Source organism: Rheinheimera lutimaris, from assembly GCF_013283795.1.
GTDB lineage: Bacteria > Pseudomonadota > Gammaproteobacteria > Enterobacterales > Alteromonadaceae > Alishewanella > Alishewanella lutimaris.
This window is the reverse complement of the sequence record NZ_JABSOD010000003.1, coordinates 92,115-110,737: the sequence shown is the minus strand read 5'-3', so window position 1 is coordinate 110,737 and position 18,623 is coordinate 92,115. Positions and strand designations below refer to the sequence as shown.

At 50.6% G+C, this 18,623-nt stretch carries 20 protein-coding genes; 9 read left to right on the top strand and 11 right to left on the bottom strand.

What is annotated here, in order from left to right:
- Positions 1–27: 27 nt before the first annotated feature.
- Together HRH59_RS03705 and HRH59_RS03700 are read right to left on the bottom strand one after the other, a co-directional pair.
- Positions 28–579: a histidine phosphatase family protein gene (locus HRH59_RS03705; RefSeq protein WP_173499926.1), complete on the bottom strand. Its 552-nt coding sequence runs from the start codon at positions 577–579 to the stop codon at positions 28–30.
- Positions 580–647: 68 nt separating this feature from the next.
- Entirely contained in the window at positions 648–1,865 is a 1,218-nt protein-coding gene (locus HRH59_RS03700; protein ID WP_173499925.1) for an acyltransferase family protein, read from the bottom strand.
- 117 nt (positions 1,866–1,982) lie between these two features.
- On the opposite strand from HRH59_RS03700, the gene HRH59_RS03695 reads away from it, so the two are divergent.
- Entirely contained in the window at positions 1,983–2,864 is an 882-nt protein-coding gene (locus tag HRH59_RS03695) for a LytR/AlgR family response regulator transcription factor (RefSeq protein WP_331460148.1), read from the top strand.
- A 23-nt stretch (positions 2,865–2,887) separates the two neighbouring features.
- On the opposite strand, the gene HRH59_RS03690 is transcribed toward HRH59_RS03695, so the two are convergent.
- Together HRH59_RS03690 and HRH59_RS03685 are read right to left on the bottom strand one after the other, a co-directional pair.
- The gene (locus HRH59_RS03690; RefSeq protein ID WP_173499923.1) at positions 2,888–6,103 is read right to left on the bottom strand and encodes a M1 family aminopeptidase; all 3,216 of its coding nucleotides are present in this window, start codon (positions 6,101–6,103) and stop codon (positions 2,888–2,890) included.
- Positions 6,090–6,959, bottom strand: a complete 870-nt coding sequence (locus HRH59_RS03685) for an ABC transporter ATP-binding protein (protein WP_173499922.1) — start codon at positions 6,957–6,959, stop codon at positions 6,090–6,092. Before HRH59_RS03685 ends, HRH59_RS03690 begins: the two co-directional genes overlap by 14 nt.
- 219 nt (positions 6,960–7,178) lie before the next feature.
- On the opposite strand from HRH59_RS03685, the gene HRH59_RS03680 reads away from it, so the two are divergent.
- The 5 genes from HRH59_RS03680 (at position 7,179) to HRH59_RS03660 (ending at position 10,371) form a co-directional block, all read left to right on the top strand.
- Complete coding sequence (locus tag HRH59_RS03680; protein ID WP_173499921.1) at positions 7,179–8,690, top strand: sensor histidine kinase; 1,512 nt, start codon at positions 7,179–7,181, stop codon at positions 8,688–8,690.
- Complete coding sequence (locus HRH59_RS03675; protein ID WP_173499920.1) at positions 8,684–9,379, top strand: LytR/AlgR family response regulator transcription factor; 696 nt, start codon at positions 8,684–8,686, stop codon at positions 9,377–9,379. Before HRH59_RS03680 ends, HRH59_RS03675 begins: the two co-directional genes overlap by 7 nt.
- 153 nt (positions 9,380–9,532) lie before the next feature.
- The gene (locus HRH59_RS03670) at positions 9,533–9,751 is read left to right on the top strand and encodes a DUF4177 domain-containing protein (protein ID WP_173499919.1); all 219 of its coding nucleotides are present in this window, start codon (positions 9,533–9,535) and stop codon (positions 9,749–9,751) included.
- 1 nt (position 9,752) lies between these two features.
- A complete protein-coding gene (yidD, locus tag HRH59_RS03665; protein WP_173499918.1) occupies positions 9,753–10,007 on the top strand; it encodes a membrane protein insertion efficiency factor YidD in 255 nt (84 codons plus the stop codon).
- Positions 9,985–10,371, top strand: coding sequence for a TM2 domain-containing protein (locus HRH59_RS03660; protein WP_173499917.1), 387 nt, complete (start codon positions 9,985–9,987; stop codon positions 10,369–10,371). Before yidD ends, HRH59_RS03660 begins: the two co-directional genes overlap by 23 nt.
- A gap of 21 nt (positions 10,372–10,392) precedes the next feature.
- Here HRH59_RS03660 and HRH59_RS03655 read toward each other — a convergent pair whose 3' ends face one another.
- The 4 genes from HRH59_RS03655 to HRH59_RS03640 all read right to left on the bottom strand — a co-directional run bounded on the left by HRH59_RS03655 (position 10,393) and on the right by HRH59_RS03640 (position 13,422).
- The gene (locus HRH59_RS03655) at positions 10,393–11,061 is read right to left on the bottom strand and encodes a DUF4097 family beta strand repeat-containing protein (RefSeq protein ID WP_173499916.1); all 669 of its coding nucleotides are present in this window, start codon (positions 11,059–11,061) and stop codon (positions 10,393–10,395) included.
- Positions 11,062–11,199: 138 nt separating this feature from the next.
- Positions 11,200–12,006 (bottom strand): hypothetical protein, encoded by an 807-nt coding sequence (locus HRH59_RS03650; protein WP_173499915.1) that lies wholly within the window; start codon positions 12,004–12,006, stop codon positions 11,200–11,202.
- Between the two features lie 91 nt (positions 12,007–12,097).
- Entirely contained in the window at positions 12,098–12,949 is an 852-nt protein-coding gene (locus HRH59_RS03645; RefSeq protein WP_173499914.1) for a PA4780 family RIO1-like protein kinase, read from the bottom strand.
- 74 nt (positions 12,950–13,023) lie between these two features.
- On the bottom strand, positions 13,024–13,422 hold the full coding sequence (locus HRH59_RS03640; protein WP_173499913.1) for an MAPEG family protein: 399 nt from the start codon (positions 13,420–13,422) through the stop codon (positions 13,024–13,026).
- Positions 13,423–13,602: 180 nt separating this feature from the next.
- Between HRH59_RS03640 and HRH59_RS03635 the strand changes: the two genes are divergently transcribed.
- On the top strand, positions 13,603–14,403 hold the full coding sequence (locus HRH59_RS03635; RefSeq protein WP_173499912.1) for a polysaccharide deacetylase family protein: 801 nt from the start codon (positions 13,603–13,605) through the stop codon (positions 14,401–14,403).
- A gap of 139 nt (positions 14,404–14,542) precedes the next feature.
- Positions 14,543–16,435: a methyl-accepting chemotaxis protein gene (locus tag HRH59_RS03630; RefSeq protein ID WP_173499911.1), complete on the top strand. Its 1,893-nt coding sequence runs from the start codon at positions 14,543–14,545 to the stop codon at positions 16,433–16,435.
- A 102-nt stretch (positions 16,436–16,537) separates the two neighbouring features.
- Here the strand turns inward: HRH59_RS03630 and HRH59_RS03625 are convergent, their stop codons facing one another.
- Together HRH59_RS03625 and HRH59_RS03620 are read right to left on the bottom strand one after the other, a co-directional pair.
- Positions 16,538–16,990: a GNAT family N-acetyltransferase gene (locus tag HRH59_RS03625; RefSeq protein WP_178089467.1), complete on the bottom strand. Its 453-nt coding sequence runs from the start codon at positions 16,988–16,990 to the stop codon at positions 16,538–16,540.
- Positions 16,991–16,993: 3 nt separating this feature from the next.
- A complete protein-coding gene (locus tag HRH59_RS03620) occupies positions 16,994–17,230 on the bottom strand; it encodes a hypothetical protein (protein WP_173499910.1) in 237 nt (78 codons plus the stop codon).
- A gap of 165 nt (positions 17,231–17,395) precedes the next feature.
- Here HRH59_RS03620 and HRH59_RS03615 point away from each other — a divergent pair, with 165 nt between their 5' ends.
- On the top strand, positions 17,396–17,914 hold the full coding sequence (locus tag HRH59_RS03615; RefSeq protein WP_173499909.1) for a hypothetical protein: 519 nt from the start codon (positions 17,396–17,398) through the stop codon (positions 17,912–17,914).
- 58 nt (positions 17,915–17,972) lie between these two features.
- Here the strand turns inward: HRH59_RS03615 and HRH59_RS03610 are convergent, their stop codons facing one another.
- Positions 17,973–18,542, bottom strand: coding sequence for a DUF3885 domain-containing protein (locus HRH59_RS03610; RefSeq protein ID WP_173499908.1), 570 nt, complete (start codon positions 18,540–18,542; stop codon positions 17,973–17,975).
- Between the last annotated feature and the right edge of the window lie 81 nt (positions 18,543–18,623).

Genomic DNA, 18,623 nt, shown 5'->3' with positions numbered 1-18,623 from the left:
TTCACTGCGCCCAACAAGAACAGTGCTTTACGGTGCTGTTATCCTCGCCAGTACCGTGGCCGGTTGTGTTAGTGGCAGGGCGATAATCGCCGCTTCGCCGGAGCGGGGGAAAATACCGGTCAGGGCGGTGAAGTTCACCTGATGCGTAACCAACACCGTCGGCTGGTCAATTTGAGCGGAAGAGTATTGTTGTACCAGTGCTGCTGTTTGTTTATCGCCATCACCGCGCCCGGCAAAGAAGGAATTAAGCAGCGGCAGCGGTTGTGGCGCAGCCAGTGCCATTAGCCTGGCGGTGTCGAGGCAGCGGCACCACTGGCTGCTATACACGGTTATGGCGCCGCTGTGCTGCGCCCGCAACAAATCACCCCAGCGCCCGGCCTGCTGCCGGCCTTCGTTGTTAAGGTTGCGCTGTGTGCTGCAGTTCTCCAACACAAAACCGGCCGGATCGCCGGTGCCGGGCGCTAAGGCATGGCGCATCAGCAGCAAGGCCTTGCCTTCACGCCAGGCTTGCCAGGCCGGGTCGTCAGCTAAACCGGTAGTGGGTAGCAGTAGTAATAACAGCAAGAAAAAGGCTTTCATTATCCGGTTTATCCGCGTCATTTACTGCTTATACGCGGATTTCCCTTAGCAGGATTACTGTGCCGTTATCATTGTTGCGCTGCAGTGGTCTGATAGCCGCGACCGGCCGCAAGCTTTACCTTTAAACCAAACAGCCAGCGGCTGAGCCGGAAGCGTTTTACCAGCTCGAAACCGGCCCAACAACCAAGACAGGTCAGAATAATTAACAACACGGCTTCGATGCCCATCGGCAGTGCCAGCGGTTTTAACCATACGGCAAACACGATAATCAAGGTTTGATGCAGCATATACCAGGGTAAGATAGCGTTATTGGCATATCGTAACAGGCTGCCGTCTTTATCCAGCTTGGTTGCCGGTTTGTTCAGGTAACGACCGGCGTAGCCGATTAAGGCTAAGATCCAGCCCCAGTGGTTTAGGGCCAGTACCACGCCAACAATCAACCTGCCGCTAACTGACTCGCCAAAGCTGGCGGGGATACTGTCAAACAGACCGTTGCGATCGGCAATAATCAGGCTGTAGCAAAGCATGGCTGCCAGCATAAACCAACGCCGATGCGCTATTACTTTTAGCCACCAATTGCCTTGCAGTGCAAACAGATAACCGGCAATAAACACCACAAAATATTTGCCGTGGTTATACCAATCATCAACTAAAGCGTGGCTGGAGGGGTAAGCCTGTTTTAGTAACCACCAGGCAGCTATCAGCGCCGCCATCACCAGCAGCAGGGCGATACTGCCTGGCAAGGGTTTAAGCAGCCTGGCCAGTGTATTTAACAGCGGCGCGCCCAGCAGCACCAGCACGCTGTAGCACCATAAATACGGCAAAAACCACAGGTGGTTCCAGGTTAACAGGCCAATAGGGCTGTGGTGCTCCGGCAATAGGGCGGTGTTTGGGTTGATATATTGCCACCAAAATTTGATAAAACCCGGCTCAATTAACTGCTGTGACAAGGCTTCAAAGTACACCTGTGGCACCACCACAATAAACATACCGCACAACAGTGGTATTAGCAGGCGGTTTGAACGCAGGCCAAACAGGCTTAACCGGCTGCTGCGTTGCTGTGCCAGCGCTAAAGCCATGGCGCTGATAAAAAACAGCAGTGACATACGCCAGGGGTTGGTCAGGATCATCAGGTTTTGCAGTACATCACTGGTAGTATCACTTTTAATATGCCAGCCCCAGTCGGCGACATAATACATACCAATGTGATACAAAATCAGCAAGCCAAAGGCCAGGGTACGTAGCCAGTCGAGGTCGTAGCGACGATTATCCGCAGTCAGTGTCATAGTAAAACTCCGTCGTTGCAGTTGCGTTTTCATTTGTGTAATAGTGCGCTGCTGACCTGGCATGAGATAGCGCAGAATGGCCGGATGGCAGCAAACAGGGATAACAGGTGGATGGGTGTGACGAGCGATAATATAACCAGGCTATTGCTACGGTTTGACCGGCAGCCCGTGCTGTACAGCTATTTGCTGTTGGCGCTGTATTTTTTTATTAATGCTGCGATTAACGCCAGCTCGGTGTGGATGGAGCATAGCCGTGACGGCAGCAGCAACCTGCAGTTGTGGGAGCCGATAGTTTGGGAATACAGCAGCGCCATCAGCACGCTATTACTTTTCCCGCTGCTGTTTTGGTGGTTTAACCGCTATCCGTTGCAGTTGTGCACTATCCGCCGTCAGCTGTTGGCGCATTTATTGGGCAGTCTGTTGTTTTCTGTATTGCATGTCGGCCTGATGGTAGCGCTACGCGAACTGATTTATCACTGGCAGGGCGGCAACTATAACTTTGGCCCGCTGGTGCGTGAATTCTTTTACGAATATCGCAAAGATGCCTGGGGTTATGTGTCATTTCTTATCGGTTATCAGCTGGTGTTGTTTGTTTACAGCCGGATTAAGGGAGAAGCGCATCAACTCGACAGCGCCGAAGATAGTGGTACTATGCCGCTGGCCAAGGCGCCGGAGCACTTTTTGGTAAAAAAGCTGGATAAAGAGTTTTTGATCCGCACTGACGATATTGAATGGCTGGAAGCCAGCGGTAATTACGTTAACCTGCACAGCAAAGGCCGCATTTACCCGCTGCGCGCTACCTTAAGTAATACCCTACTGCAATTAAGCAGTAAAGGCTTTAGCCGCATTCACCGCAGCCTGGCGGTAAACCATAATGCCATCGACAGCATCAGCTATGACAGCAGCGGTGATGGCGATATTTTACTAAAAAACGGCCGCCAGCTGGCGCTGTCACGCCGCTATAAAGACGCGTTCAGATCTGCATTGCAGCCAGACTAACAGTTGTCGTCTGGCGGCTGGTTTTACGGTTCGCTACTGCCATCCAGTAGCGGGCTTAGCTCTGTGCTCAAGAATAAGTCTGTCACCAGTTGCTGCTGATGCGGGCTAATCTGTGCTTGCAGTGCGCGGACAAAATCCATTGAGGTTGCCGGAGTTTTCGGATAGCCGTGTTGTTGCCACAGTTGGCGCAGTGCCTGGCTGATTACGGCATCACCTAACTGCTGGCGCAAGATGGCAAACACCAGTGTCGCGCGAGAGTAGAGATCATGGTTTGCGGTGGCATCGACCAGCGCCGGCGTTTGCTCGGTGCTGCGCCGCACGGCCAGCGCAAATCGCTCGCGTTCATAGTTTACCAGTGCTTGCATTGCTGTGCTGCCATAGCGCTGCTCTATCAGCACCAGCTCAATATATTTTGCCAGCGCCTCAATTAAAAAGGCGCTGTCGGCCAATACGCCGTTGCCAATATCATGGCCAAACCATTGATGCGCGGTTTCATGCACGGCGCGGCGGTAGCGCTGATCAAAACCGGCATCTGCTGCGGGGTTGGCGCGAAAGCCGACCCGGTGATTGATCATAATCAGCTGTGGCAGGGCATAGCCGGTTGCGCCGATATCCGGCATCGCCAGCAAGCTGAGCTGTTTGCCGCGATAAGGTGCTATATGTTGCGTCATCCAGTCCAGTGTGTCCTGCATTGCCTGCATATTCAGCTCAGCGGCGGCGTTAATTAGCGGGATATACAGCGTAAGGCGGGTAGCGCCGTGTTGCCGCGATAACGTCTGACCGGATAAGGAATACCAGGCCAGAGCGTTACGAATGGGGCCACGGCTTTGGTACTCAGCATATTGCCGGCCATGCTGTTGCCACTGCCTTAACAGCTCGCCTTGTGCCAGCGGGGTTTGGCCGCTGTCGGTTGATACCACTGAGTGCAGGCTAACCCAGTCATACTCTGCTATTGCTGCCGGGTGCACAGGCGCAGTGCTCTGTGCTGTAGTAAATAGTTGAGAAGGCTTAGCCAGCGCCAGTGCTGCCAGGCCATGTTGCTGGCGTAGCTCGGTGTTACGTAACTGGTACTCAGTTTGAAAGCCGAGGGTTGGCAGCAGCGGTATGCTCCGCAGATAGCTAAATGACGGTTTAACCAGCTGTGGTAACTGTGCTGGCCAGTAGCCGGGTTGTTTAAACCTTAGTTTACTCTGCATTTGCACTGTGCCGCCGGGTGCCAGTGGCTGTGTTAACGTCAGGACGTATTGGCCAAGTTGTTTATCTGCTTCAATACTATGCGGCACAGACAGCTGAAGCCCGGTAATAGCGGTAGCTGAGTAATTGCCGACCAGCAATTTGCTAACGGGCTCAGCAGTACGATTTTGCAACGTGTAGTCCAGTGCAAAAACTGCCTCGCCCTGCTGCGGATAGATATCCACCTGCGCATCAATATGGCTGATTGTGGGTTGGACCAGTGTTGCCCAGCTGGCATAGCGTTGTTCATAATCTGCCCGCCACTTTGCCCGCAAGTAGGCGCTGCTCAGTGGCCGCTCGGCGCTGATATTCAGGTGTAAATGCACGCCGCTAAATATTGCCAGTGCCAACAGCGCACTGCTGCTCAGATCCAATGTCCAGCGTTTGGCGTTACTAAAGCTGCCACTGCGGTGCGACCAACGCGCCGCCAGCCATAGCAAGCTAATGGTCAGTAGTAGCCAAGAGGTCATAAAGGGCCAGAATACCGACTGGCTTTGTTCAAAGCCCCAGAACGCATCGGCCGCTTGCAGCGGTGAGCCGGCAATATTCCACAGCGGATGGCTTAAGCCTAATTTGCTGCTAAGCGGGGTAAATTTCAGCAGCAAGATGGAAATACAACCGGCCGTAGCCGTTAGTGGCGCACGGCAGATGGCATGCAACACGCTAAACAGTGCGCCCAGCAAGGCTAATGACAGCGCGACCTGGCCGAGCAGCTCAGGGTACAGGCTGAGGTTAATTTCGCTGTTGGCCTGCCATTCAGCTGCCAGGCAAGCCAGGGCGCTTAGCAGCATGAGCAACAGGATCAGCGCGGTTAAGGCCAGCATATTGCCCGCCAGCAGGACGCCAGAGCGCACCGGTGCAGCGGCAATTAATTCGGCCATGCCGCTATAGCGGTTACGCCAGCTAAGCTGGTAGCTCCAGAGCAAAGTTAGCAGGCTGCCAACAAACGGCACTACGTCCCAGGCGATGCGGTTAAGTGCATCCAGACTGGTGGCATTTAGCACCGCCAGCGGTTCGGCATAGTTAATACCAGACAGTACTTCACTGCCCAGCAGTAAGGTCCAACCCAGCAGGATCAATTGGTTCAGTCGCTGTTTTAGCAAGGTGATAACAGCGGTACGCGTTAGCTGCCACAATTGGCGTACGTTGGAGTGCAGCGGCGTTACGGCCTGATAAGACAGTGTTGCCGCCAGCTTGTGGCCATTGTCGTCTAATAGCGGTTTGACACTATGCTGATAGGGTTTTAGCCGTAAGCTGAGATAAAACAGTCCGCCTGCCAGCAAGCAGTAACACAGCCGGTTCAGATAAAAAATGCTGTCGCCATACAGCTGTGCTGGAGTCAGCTGATACAGCGCAATCAGGCTGGTATTGCCGAAGGGGTCGAGCAGACGCATAGCATTAAACAGCCAGTCGTAGCGGATAGTACTGCTGGCCAACATAGGTGCGCCGTTTAGACTGGCTAAAACCAGATACACCAGCCACAGACTGGCAAATACGGCGTATAGCACCACATTGCCGGAAAAACGCTGCGCCAGGCAGGTCGCCAGCGTGGCATAAAAGGCGCAAGCCGGCAGGGCCATTAAGGCAAAGTCCCACAGCCCCAGCAGCAACAACGAGGACTGAAAACCAAACTGCAGGCTCAACTGGCAATAGATGACAATAAAGCCTGTCAGCATTAAACCGGCACAGAGCAAAAACAAGCTACCCGCTCTGGCCAGCAAGCGCTGAGCCAGCGGAACAGGTGTGCTGTGGATAAGCTCGGTCATGTTGTGGTTGTGATCGCGCAGCAACACCACAGGTGCCAGCGCGCCGCACAGTAAAGGCAAGTAGAACATCAGCAATGTCATATGTAGCGCTTGCAGCCGTTTATCTGCAATGGTGTCGATGCCGGCAATGCCGCTGGCAAAAATATACGCCGCTAATGGCAACAGTATTAACGCCAGCCATAGCAGCGGTTGGCGCTGCAGATAGCGCCATTCATTGTGCAGCAGTTTAAGCAGCAACATCGGTAACCGCCTTATTTTGCAGTTCAAAAAAATAGCGGTCTTGCAAAGTGGCCGCTACCGGCACCGCCGCAGCGCAGGGTTGTTGCTGGCTTAACAGCCGGTATGTAGGTATGCCAAAGCGGTAGCTTTCACTAAGCAGGATACTGCTGTCGTCCGGGCGCAGCGGGCTTTGCCAGATCCGGCCTTGTAACGGCGTCAGCAGGCTGGGCACCGGGCCGCTTTGGACAATCTGCCCTTGATTGATTAACGCGACAAAAGGGCACAGATTTTCAATGTCCTCCACAATGTGGGTCGATAGCAGGATCAGTTTGTGTTGGCTGATAGTGACCAGTAAGGCGTGTAACCGCTCGCGCTCGGCCGGATCCAGCCCGGCGGTGGGTTCATCCATAATCAATAACCGTGGATTACCCAGCAGGGCCTGGGCAATACCAAAGCGCTGGCGCATACCGCCGGAAAAGCTGGCGACCTGTTTCTTCGCCACGGCGCTAAGGTTGGTTAGTTGCAGTAGAGTGTCAATCTGTTGTTGTTGCTCGGCTTTATTATGAATGCCCTTTAATACCGCCATATGTTGCAATAAAGCAATGCAGCTCATATGCGGATAGACGCCGAAATACTGTGGCAGGTAACCCAGTTGTTGACGCAAACTATCTGGTTGTTGTAATACATCCAGATCGGCAAATTGTATCTGGCCGCTATCGGGTTTTTGTAGCGTAGCCAGGGTGCGCATTAGTGTTGATTTGCCGGCGCCATTGGGGCCCAATAGGCCTACCATACCGGCGGGTAACTGCAGGTTAATCTCCTGTAAGGCCCGGGTGCCATCCGCGTAGGTAACAGAGAGTTGGTTAATTGTCAGCATAAGTGTGTCCTGTAATAAATTAAGCTCAGCCTAGGCACTGCAGCAGTAGGCAACAAGTCAGCGATGACGAAGTAGCGGATTAACATGACAAAACTGACTAAGGGCGGAATGTGGCAGGCAAATTTACTTTCGTCAGTAAAAACGCTAACTTCGTCATCCATTAGCTGACGGCTGGGGCGGGTTGCGCCACGCTAAGCAAAACAGTTGCAGGACATCAGCATGTTAAAGCGGGCTTGCGCCAAACTGAACTCAGGCTTGAACGCCGTAGCGGAAAATCAACTGGCCTTGATGGCGGCACTATTGCTGGAAGCGTCGATTAGACACTTTTCTCTGCCAAGCCAGAGCGGTGTGGGCTATGTGCTAATTTGGCTACAATTGCTTGCTGAAAGCACGCCTTTGCTGCTGGCGCATTATGTTAGTTGCCGTTTTGCTGGCCGGCGGAACCTTTTCGCCGCAGCGATTTGGTGTAGCGGCTTTATGCTTTATCCAATACTGTTGTTCACGTTGGCTGAAGTGTTGCCTGCTTACGCAAGCTGGAGCCTGTTTTCCGTGCAGTGTTGGCTATTGTTACTGCTGGCCAGCAGTGGTTATGGCCTGAGTCGCTGGTTGGCGCAGCGCAGTGCCAGTGCACGTTTTCAACTGATCTCCCGTTTGTTTTCGCTAAATTCCGTGTTGATTTTGCTGATGACAGCATGGGCAGTTGTTTGGGCGGGTATCTTCGCCTCTACCGATGACCCGGTACGCAATCAACCGCTGCAAGCGGTTATCGACAGCGAAACCATAATCGTCAACTTCGGCATGTTTTTAATGTACCTGTGGCAGTTCCTGCTTATTGGTAGCTCAGTGTTATTACTGTGTTGGGTTAACCGCTACTGGCTTATCCGCAAATTATTAGCCCAAAGAGGTGTGTTTGCTTATGTCGCGGGCTGTCTGGTGACTATTTTGCTGCTGACCCCTCTGCTGGGGGCGCTTGTGCTGACCCTGCCAATGAATATTACCGAGTTCACCTTTTTGCCGTCGCAGGATCACAATATTTTTGCGCCGGACAATTATCGCTTTTGCTTTTTTGTGTTGCTGTTAAGTGCGCCGGTGATCCTGGCGTTTGAGCGTCAACAGCAGGAAACCGCGCTGGCAGAAGTGGCGCAGCGGCAAAGCCAAACTGAGTTGCAGCTATTACAGCAGCAGGTGAATCCGCACTTTTTATTTAATACCCTGAATAACTTATATGCGCTAACGTTGGCTAACTCTGCGCAGGCGCCCAATATGGTTATGCAGCTGGCGAATTTGCTGCGTTATACCGTTTATGATGGCCAATCGCAGCGCGTCACACTCGCGCAGGAAGTACAGTATTTGCAGGACTTTCTGGCACTGCAACGCATTCGCAGCGCAGATAAATGCCAGTTGTATGTCAGTTGGCCTGAGCATGCAGACCGTTGGTACATTGCGCCCTTGTTGCTGATTATCGTGCTGGAAAATGCCTTTAAACATGGTGTTGAGCCAAGCCAGTCAGGCTGCCATGTCGAATTGAGCTTAACGATAGAAAATGGCTGGCTGCAAATGCGCTGCGCTAACTCCGTACCAGACACCGTACGTAAAGCCGCTGTGGGGGTCGGGTTGGATAATTTACGTCGCCGCCTGAATTTGTTGTACGCCGGCAAGCATAGCTTTAGCGCAACGCAGCAAGCAGGTGTGTGGTGCACCGAGCTAACTCTGGAGCTGCAGCCGTGTTAAAGACACTGATCATTGATGACGAGCCGCTGGCGCATCAGGTTATTAAACATCACTTACACGCTTGTGACGATATTGCCGTGCTTGCCAGTTGCTACAACGCTACTGAAGCGTTACGTTATCTGGCGCAGCAGCCGGTTGATCTGCTATTGCTGGATATTAATATGCCGGCGCTAAGTGGCATTGAGTTGCTCAGAGTGCTGCATAACCCGCCACAAGTGATTATTATCAGCGCACATAAAGAGTACGCGCTTGACGGGTTTGAACTTGATGTGGCGGATTATCTGGTAAAACCGGTTAGTGCTGAGCGGTTATTGGCAGCACTTAACAAAGTGCGTCGTCGTATCGCATCAGCTGAACCGCCGGCAATAAGTTATATCGTGCTGAAAGTTGACCGCGAACGGCGTAAGTTCCGGCTGCATGACATCAGCGTATTGGAAGCCTACGGTAACTACGTCAAAGTATGGCAGGGTGCAGAGATGACACTGGTCAGCAGTACCTTAAAACAGCTACTGCAACAGCTACCTCAGCCACAGTTTGTGCAAGTACATAAATCTTTTGTTGTGAATAAAAATAATATTTTAGCCGTAGATAATGCCCAAATCCGCCTGACGGGCAATCAGTTGGTTAAAGTAGGCAAATTATATAGGCGTGGCCTCGCCGGCTTGTTGAAATTGCCCGGCTGGTTGTAGTTTTGCCTCAGCGGCTATTGTTTGGCCAGTAGTCATTGATACAAATCAACATTGGAAATATTGATATTACTCTTGCCTCCCCGGCTGAAAAAAAGTAGCTTTATCAGTAACATTTGCAAACGTTTTGCTGATGTCTTATTAGGGATTTTTAACATGGCTACCGCTTATAAAGAATACAAAGTAATGCACATTGCCGAAGGCGGCTGTGGCACCATTTTTCTTGGTGCGTCGGGTTTACCGCTAAAGAAAGTCGAGGCCGAGCTGAATGCGCAGGCCGCACAAGGTTGGCAAGTGGTGTTTCAGGTAATAGAGCAAAAGCGTTTCTGGTTGTTCTGGAGCCGTGAAGCGATGATTGTTACCTTAGGCCGTTAACGTGATCAAACGCCTGTTGTTGTGGCTGATTGGCCGCTATCGCGCAACCGGCGGTGGTATGCACTGGTTTGGCATTGACTGCAATTTCGAACCCAGTTGCTCTGCTTATACTTATACCGCCATTGCGCGTTTTGGGGCACGGCGAGGAGTAGCGATGGGCTGGCAGCGCATCAAGCGCTGTGCGCATCGCGACAGTTTTTGTAAATGTATTGAACCCGTACCGGAGGCCGAAGATGTTGGATCAGCAAGCCGTTGATGCCGAAGAAGAACGGTTACGTGAGTTGGCTACAGCCTTACCGGATCTGCAGCGACAGCAGTATTTTCAACAGCTAAAGCGCGAACTGCGCGACCCCGATACTTATGCCGCATTAAACTGGTGTTTTCTTGCCGGCTTGCATCATTTTTACCTTGGCCAGTGGCAGCGTGGCTTGTTCAACCTGTTGGTGTTTATGGCCGGGCTGGCGCTGCTATTCAGTCCATGGCCCTGGTGGGGGCTGCTGTTTATTGTGTTGATCAGTGTGGCAGAGTTGTGGGCTTTATTTCGCTCACAAATTATTATTCAGCATTGGAATAACCAAATAATGCGCCGTTTGCTGCAGGAATACAGCAGCGCTGAGTAAAACCGCGCTGCTGTGCAATGATTAACGGCCGTCGTTAATCCGTGTAATCACTTTGGCCTGCATGGCAGGGTTTTCAATCTGCAGTTCCACTTCCTGCTGAAGAATAATGTTGCCTTCAACTACCGCATCGGCAGCGATATACAGCGTTGGTTTGCTGTTGTTGCTCCAGCCAAAGAAAGATTTTTTCTTGCCGCGCGGTTTATACACCAGGTCGCCTTTTACTACAGTGTTGCCGGTCAGTTTAATATCGCCGTTTACCGTACTGACATCGCGGCCCACTTCACTGTTATGCAGCACAATGTCACCGTTTACGCTTGCAACATTGCCGCCGATTACCGCGTTAGCGCCTGGCAGAATTTTGCCGTTCACTGTGCTCAGTTCAGTAGTGACCTGTAAACCGCTGCCGCTTTCAATACTGCCGTTTACTGTACTGGCGCTGTGTAGCTTTACATTGTCACGCAGGTCAATACTGCCGTTAACCACCGACACTGTTTTGGCACTGCTGTTGCCGGCCATTTGAATACTGCCGTTTACCAGTGATATATCGCCGTAGTGCTGGTTACTGCCTACTACTGCAGAGCCCATTACTTTGTCGATATTGCCATGGCTGTCTTGTGCAAAGACGCTGGCGGTAAAACAGCCGGCGGCGATAACCAAACCAACAGTGGCAGCAAATTGAGATAGTTTCATGGTGATGTCCTTTTTTATAGTTAGCTTGGTAAAGGTTTTGCAAAAGCTTTGCCAAAATTAACCTATTGAAATATATCAGTTTATATTGTGTTGGCTTGTCGGGCAGCAAGAGTTTTCGCCACTTAGTAGCGAAAATGACTAATTGCTTATGCCATAACGGCGAAAGGCAATATATTTGCTCATGGCAATATGCAGGGTAAATTTGCCGTGCGCCGATTTGCCGGCATGGCCCAGCAGAATAACGTCTGCGCCGCAAAGGGCATCAAGATCGGTAAGGTTAAAACGTTTAACCAGGCTGCGGCGTAAGTCGGCGTCGATGAAAATGCCCGGTTCTTTGCGGTAGTCGCCGATATTCAGCCAGAGTTCGTCTTCATCCGGGTTGTCAAATTCGCGCTCGTTTACGTTATTGATCCGGCCCCAAAAAATATACAACGCCTCTAAATGCTTATCGCCGATATCATCAATATGCACCACATAGTCGGCCAGCTTGCCGGCTATCAGCTCGCGGCCGGAAGCGGCCAGCAACTGCAGTTTTTGGCCCTGAGCAGCAAAAGCGGCGTTGCGGCACAAGTGGCTGAGTAACTGGCGCAGGGCGCTGTTTACCTCAAAACCGTCTGCGCCACCCAGTTGCGGTGCCTTGATACTTTGCCATAAGCCTGCCGGCGCATAGCGCGCCGCCGGTTCGCGCAGGCTGTTGTTGTTATCTGTAGCCGGGGTTGTCTCGTCAGCTGTGCTAAGCCGTATGGTAGCCGCTTCGCAACCTTGCTGATGATGCGCGCCAAAGCAAGCGGCACGGTTCAGACTGTCGTTGTTAACTGCTTTGATAAACCAGGCTTTCTCACCACACAGCGGGCAGAGTAATAAACCGCGGTAATGTTCTGCGGCGTTCAGGTAATCTGCGGTGGATATTAACCGTTGGTCGGTAAGCAAGCGGGCCTGCTGCACAAGATAGTCCTGCGGCGAAAAAGGTTAGTTAAGCTAAACATAAATACCCCGGCAGGCAACTGCTTTATTGCCGAGTTAACTGTGGCGGCTACTAATCGTCTTGTTCCTGTGCCCGCGCTTTACGCTCTTCCGCCTCGGCAAAAGCCGCTTTTATTTGTTCTAATACCGCATCAACATCAGTTTCGCTGGTGTCGGCGATAAATTCACCGCTTAGTTCCACTTCCGGGTGCAGGTCGCCGGCTTCATACAGCGCCCAAATTTCTTCGGCGTAGTTAGTGCTGAGCAATTCCGGGGCATACTGGCCATAATAGTCGCGCATATTGTTTACATCGCGCACAAACATCCATTTGGCGTTGTTATTGGCTGCGGCATCAACCGCTTGCGGCAGGTCTATCACTACCGGGCCATGGTCATCTACCAATACGTTAAATTCTGACAAATCGCCGTGCACCAGGCCTTCGCACAACATGATGACAATGTAGTGCAGCATGGTAGCGTGGTCACTGATGGCTAAGTCGGCATCCATGGCGACATCGGCTAAGCGCGGTGCTACCAGGCCTTCGTCGTCACACACCAATTCCATCAGTAATACGCCGTCATAGCAGCCATAAGGCTCAGGCACACGCACGCCGGCCTTGGCCAGCTTAAACAGGGCATCTACTTCGGCATTTTGCCAGCTTTCTTCCTGTTGCTTGCGGCCGAACTTCGAGCCTTTTTCCATCGCCCGGGTGCGGCGCGAGCTGCGTACTTTACGGCCTTCCTGATACAGCACGGCTTGTTTAAAGCTGCGCTTGTCGGCGTCTTTATACACTTTGGCGCAGCGGATATCCTCGCCGCAACGGACGATATACACAGAGGCTTCTTTGCCGCTCATCAGCGGGCGGATCACTTCATCCACCAGGCCTTCGTCGACCAGCGGCTGAATACGTTTCGGTATTTTCATTGCGCCGTTATACCTTAGTTAACGGCGCATAGAAATAGCTGCAGGGGGGCCGGGCCGGAAAATAATTGTGGCGCTTAGCCGGCAAAAAAGTGGCGCATAAAATACAGCACTATAATGGCCAGTGCCGACAGCAATATAACGCCGAATGTCAGTAACATACCGCAGACGCGAAACTTCAGCGGTTCTTTGAGCTGGCGCACGCCCCAGGCATGGCTTAACCGGCCCAGCACCAGCACAATACCCAAACTATGCAGGTACACCGGCGCCAGGCCGCTGTATTCCGCCATAAACATTAACAGCAGGGCAAACGGCACGTATTCAGCAAAATTACCATGCACCCGCACAGCCCGTTCCAGTGCCATTTCGCCATTACAGCCAATGCCAACCTGAAACTGCCGGCGTTTCGCTATAACTTTAAAGCTCAGCGCAATATAAAACAGCCCGAGCAGGGCGGCGTATAAAGCAGTTGTCATATTAAATCCTTACAGAACAAGCCCGTTATTATTAACGGGCTTTAGCATAGCGTTGTTTAAAGGAATTTACAGTAACTTACTGCGGGCAGATAGTGGTTAGCGGCTGGTGAGAATGCTGCGCACCTGGCACTGCAGCGGCCAATACGTTAAGGTTGCCTTTGGCGGCGAATGAGGTTGAATATGCAAAAAATGTATTGTCTGGTGTTGTGTTTATGGCTGGCAGCGGCGAACGCTGTGGCGGCTAAGCCTTTTCACTGGCCAAATGGCGCTAAAGCGGCGGTCAGCTTGGCCTATGACGATACGCTGGCATCGCAGCTGGATGTGGCAATCCCGGCGCTCAATGCGCACGGCTTTAAAGCCAGTTTTTACCTGCAGTTATCCACGCCGTTGTTGACCGCGCGCTTAAGCGACTGGCGCGCGGCTGCGGCGCAAGGCCACGAGCTGGGTAACCACACCTTGTTTCATCAGTGCTCAGCCTCTAAACCCGGCCGCGACTGGGTTAGCGCAGAAAATAATTTGGATAACATCAGCGCAGTACAACTGGTACAACAAATCCGGCTGGCCAACAGTATGTTATTTGCCATCGATGGCCAAACCGAACGTACTTTTACCGCGCCCTGCGGCGACGAGTTAGCGGGTGGTCAGCCTTATTTACCGCTGATATACGGCGATTTTGTGGCGATAAAGGCCAAAACGGGGCCGATCATTACTGATATGGCAAAGCTGAATGTGCATGCAGTTGAGGTAATAGCACCGGTTGGCAGCAGCGGCGCTGAGCTTATTGCGCTGGTAAAAAAAGCCGCGCAGCACGGTACTATGGTGAATTTTACCTTTCATGGTATCGGCGGTGATCACTTAACGGTGTCGGCACAGGCGCACGCAGAGCTGCTGGCCTATCTGGCCGCTAACCGCGACATTTACTGGACAGATACCTTTTTAAATATTATGCGCCATGTGAAAACACAGCCGGCCGGTGATTAATGCAGTTCTTCCGGAAGTTTTTGAAGGTGCTATGGTTTAAGTATTTTTAGCGCTTCGCTTGGCTTTTGCTTAATAGTTATATACTTTTAGTATCAATACTATCCGATATGGGCCAAGCCTGTAGCACAAGGAAATCGCGATGCACTCAACGTTAAAAATGCGTCTGTTGTTTAGCAGCCTGGGTGCTGTTCTGATCACCGTCATAACTTTGGTAAGCCTTACCAGCTATTTTATTCGTCATCACGCATTGATCGATACGCAAGAGAAAATAGACCAGTTGGCAATCACTTTTGCTGGCGGCGTGGGTCAATGGATGGAAGACAAAAAACGCAATATTACCAGCCTGAAGTCGGTCATTGAGGCAGATCCGCAAGTGGATGTCAGGCTTCACTTGCTGCAAACTCAGAACGCAGCCGGGTTTGGCTCTACGTTTTTTGGCAGCGAAGCCGGGGTGATGATGTACCAAGATGCTGCACTGGATAACGCTAAGCTTGATCCCCGCACCCGCCCCTGGTATTTGGACGCAAAAGCAGCTGGCACTATTGCTATCACGGCACCTTATATTAGTTCATCGTTAAAAAAACAAGTTGTTACCATAGCGGAACCGGTTACGATTGCAGGCCAACTTTATGGCGTGGTCGCTGCTAACTTAACTATTGAACAATTAACTGATGCCGTTTTAAAACTGAGAGTACCGGGCAATGGTTATGGCATCATGGTGCAAAAAAGTGGCTTGATTATCAGCCACCCTGACAAAGCACTGAATGAAAAGCAGATTACCGATATAGACAGTAGCTTTACGTTGTCTTGGTTAGCACAAACTATAGGCACTGCTGCTCTGACAGAGCACACGTTGAACGGCACCACCAAATTGGTTTACACCACTGCCATTCCAAACACCGATTGGGCATTAATTTTCGTTATGGGCAAGCAGGAAATTATGGCGCAATCCACAGGCTTAGCGTGGATCATGTCTGCAGCCGGTGCTGGCCTGATCATCTTATTCGGCATTATTCTTATTGCCATTTTTAAACTGCAATTCAGGGATTTGGAGCGCGTTGCTCAGGCACTGAATAACATTGCAGAAGGGGAAGGTGACCTGACAGTCAGCATTAAAACAGCCAGTCAGTATGATGAAATTGGCATGTTGGCTTCCGGTTTTAATCGCTTCGTTTCGCGTTTACACGGCATGATCTCACGCATGCGTGATATAGCCGGTCAGTTGGAACGTCAGGCAAAAAGCAGTAGCGATTCAGCCATGCAAACCAGCCAAAGTATTGAAGTGCAACAAGATGAAGTTACTATGGTGGCTACTGCTGTTACTGAAATGGCTGCAGCTACCGGGGAAATTGCCGGTAATGCCGATCATACAGCCCAAACAGCACAAGATGCTGTCGCTTTATCTGAGCATGGTAAACATCAAGTGTCAAAAAGCCAGACATCAATCCGCGAGCTGGCTCAAGAGGTAGAAACAGCCAGTAACATTATTGGCGAACTAAATGCTCACTCGCAGCAAATTAACAGTATTTTATCCACTATAAGTGGTATTGCTGAGCAAACTAATTTATTAGCGTTAAACGCAGCAATTGAAGCTGCGCGTGCTGGTGAACAAGGACGGGGTTTTGCCGTGGTTGCTGATGAAGTGCGTGTGTTGTCGCAGCGCACTCATTCATCAACGCAGGAAATTCAAGGCATGATTGAAGCCTTGCAACAAACCGCAGCTAAAGCTGTCAAGTCTATGACACAAAGCCATCAGATGGCAGAAACCAGTGTTAGCGATGCCCATTCTGCCAGTGAGAGTTTGGTCAAAATCAGTCAGGCAATCCAGGAAATTTCGGGTATGGCCATTCAAATAGCTACCGCTGCTGAAGAACAGACATCGGTTACCAGTGAAATTAACCGTAACACTGAGTCTATTCGCATGGTATCAGAAAATCTCTCTACAGAAGCTCAAACATCCAAAGCACAGGCTCAGGCACTGGCAAGCCTTGCCGCGTCACTCCAGCAGGAAGTAGGACGTTTTAAACTGTAAGGCCTGCCAGTTCTTTAAGAATATGGTGTCAGGATAGATAAATGAACCCTTCGTTATTCTTCTCAAGGAGTAAAAAGGGCGGGATGCTTTATGTCTCTGGTGTTATGCGCGTACAAAGCGGCACATGCCTTTACCAAGTTCTGTGCCGTCCCGCTCTGCAAAGCCGTAGCGGCGGTAAAACGTCTCTTTGCCTTTGGCTGCCAGCAGGCCAACGGTAGCACCGGCTGTGCAAGCGCCGGCTAAGTACGTCTCTACTCTGGCCATCAGCATATGGCCGATACCAAGGCCCTGATAGGCAGGGTCTACAATGACGTCCTGAATATAAAAATACATAAAGCCATCACCAACAACGCGCGCCATGCCTATTAGTTTGCCATCAAGCCGCACTGTTGTGTTAAACAACGAATGGTTCAGGCTGTCTTGTGCAACTTTATGCGCAACGTTGTCCCAGCCAATTTTACTGCGCAGGGCAATATACTCATCTGCAGTTGGCGGCTGCTCGCTAATAAGGTAATCAGCTATCGGCTGTTCAGGCGAGGGGGCAGAATGTACCAAAGGTTACTGCTTATGCAAGGTAAACAATGTCAGCCCCGATACGCCAGACGGCTTGGCTGACAATATCTTGTAGTAACCCATGGCAATGCCGTCTTTGGCAAAGGCATAGCTTAGTGTGTTGGCCTTTTTCGGAAATACCGTGCTTTCCTCAGCATGCGGTAATGCAATGTCTATCAGCTCTTCGTATATCCGCAGCGACGCCGGTGTTACCGCTACATTATCAATATAAATACTGTCCATTGTCATTTTCCCTGTACGCATTGTTATCTGTTCACAACTCTGCATGCTTTTGGTAGGTATTTCAATACCGGATCCGCATTTGCTGCAGGCCCAAATGGTTATTTATTGCGGACTAATAGTTAATAAATGGTTATCATCGCTATCCTTTGCAGCAGAGAATTGTGTATGAAAAAACTATCCGCGTTTATGCTGTCAGGCACCTTAATAGCTTGTACCACGCAGGCTGATACAACATTGTCTTTTAGTGCTGATTTTAAAATTGCTCTGCCACCGCAGGTATTTGCCGGTGCTACGGTGTTTGCAGCTGATGAACTGTCTGTTAAGACAGCGTCCGGTCAGTTGTTTTCCGGCAAAGTGCTGTCGGCTGAGTCTGAGCAGCTACCGGCCGACTTTGATATGCAGCTGTATCCGCAATATGTGCTGAAAATCAAAACGGTGAGCGGATTAAGCGCACAAAACGCGCAGCTGTTTAGCAATACAGCAGACGAGATTAACTACAGCTTCGATTTGTCAGATGTCAGCACCGAACAGCTGCAGGGCGCAACACTGTATAGCTTATGCAAAGCACAGCGTTGTCTGGCGTATGTAGTAAAACACCATACAACCGAATACATTTTGACAGTTTACGCCAATGGTATGAGCAAAGCGGAGTTTATCGGTTTAGTAAAAGCAGGGTTGCAGTAACTGATGCCATATAACTAATTGCCGCTATTTGATTTTTTGGCCCTAATAATTTCTTAAATTAATAGCCCCTAGGATGCTTTGAAAGCCAAGCTTTATACTTGTTTTTCAATTCCTCTTTAGCTTCTTCTGAAGAAGCAATTATATCTGCACCACCATCGTATGGATGAAATACACTCCGAACCTCTGGTAGAACAACTAATATATTTCTAACTTCATCATTTGCTACCAAGCGAAATAATGCATTTAGTTTTTCATTAGGAATCTGAATTTCAGTTACATGTAAATGCCAATAGACACCACACTCTTCCAATTTATCTATAGTGCGCCAATATTCTGAATGAGGAAATAAACTACGAAGCCCGTCAGCGGGATGCAGAGCAGTATTGTTTTCTGAATATTCAGGTAACACTACAAACATCCTGCTACTCGTCCCGCCGAGCTCCAGCAGCACAGTGTCATAGCGACTAAATATTTCTTTATACTCGAGTTCGCTTTCTGGATATCGCTTTGACTCTGGAAGTGAGTGAAATCGCACCCATCTATCCTTAAATGCGAGTTTTAATTCATGGGCGAGGGGCTCGAAGTCATGTAAGTATTCTTTCCAAAATTTATCAATTTCTTCAATCATGATTTATTCTAACGCCGCGCTGTGCAGAGAGTTTGTAGTTCTGAGGCGCCTCTTTTTGACTGCAGCGAGCTGCTATAAATT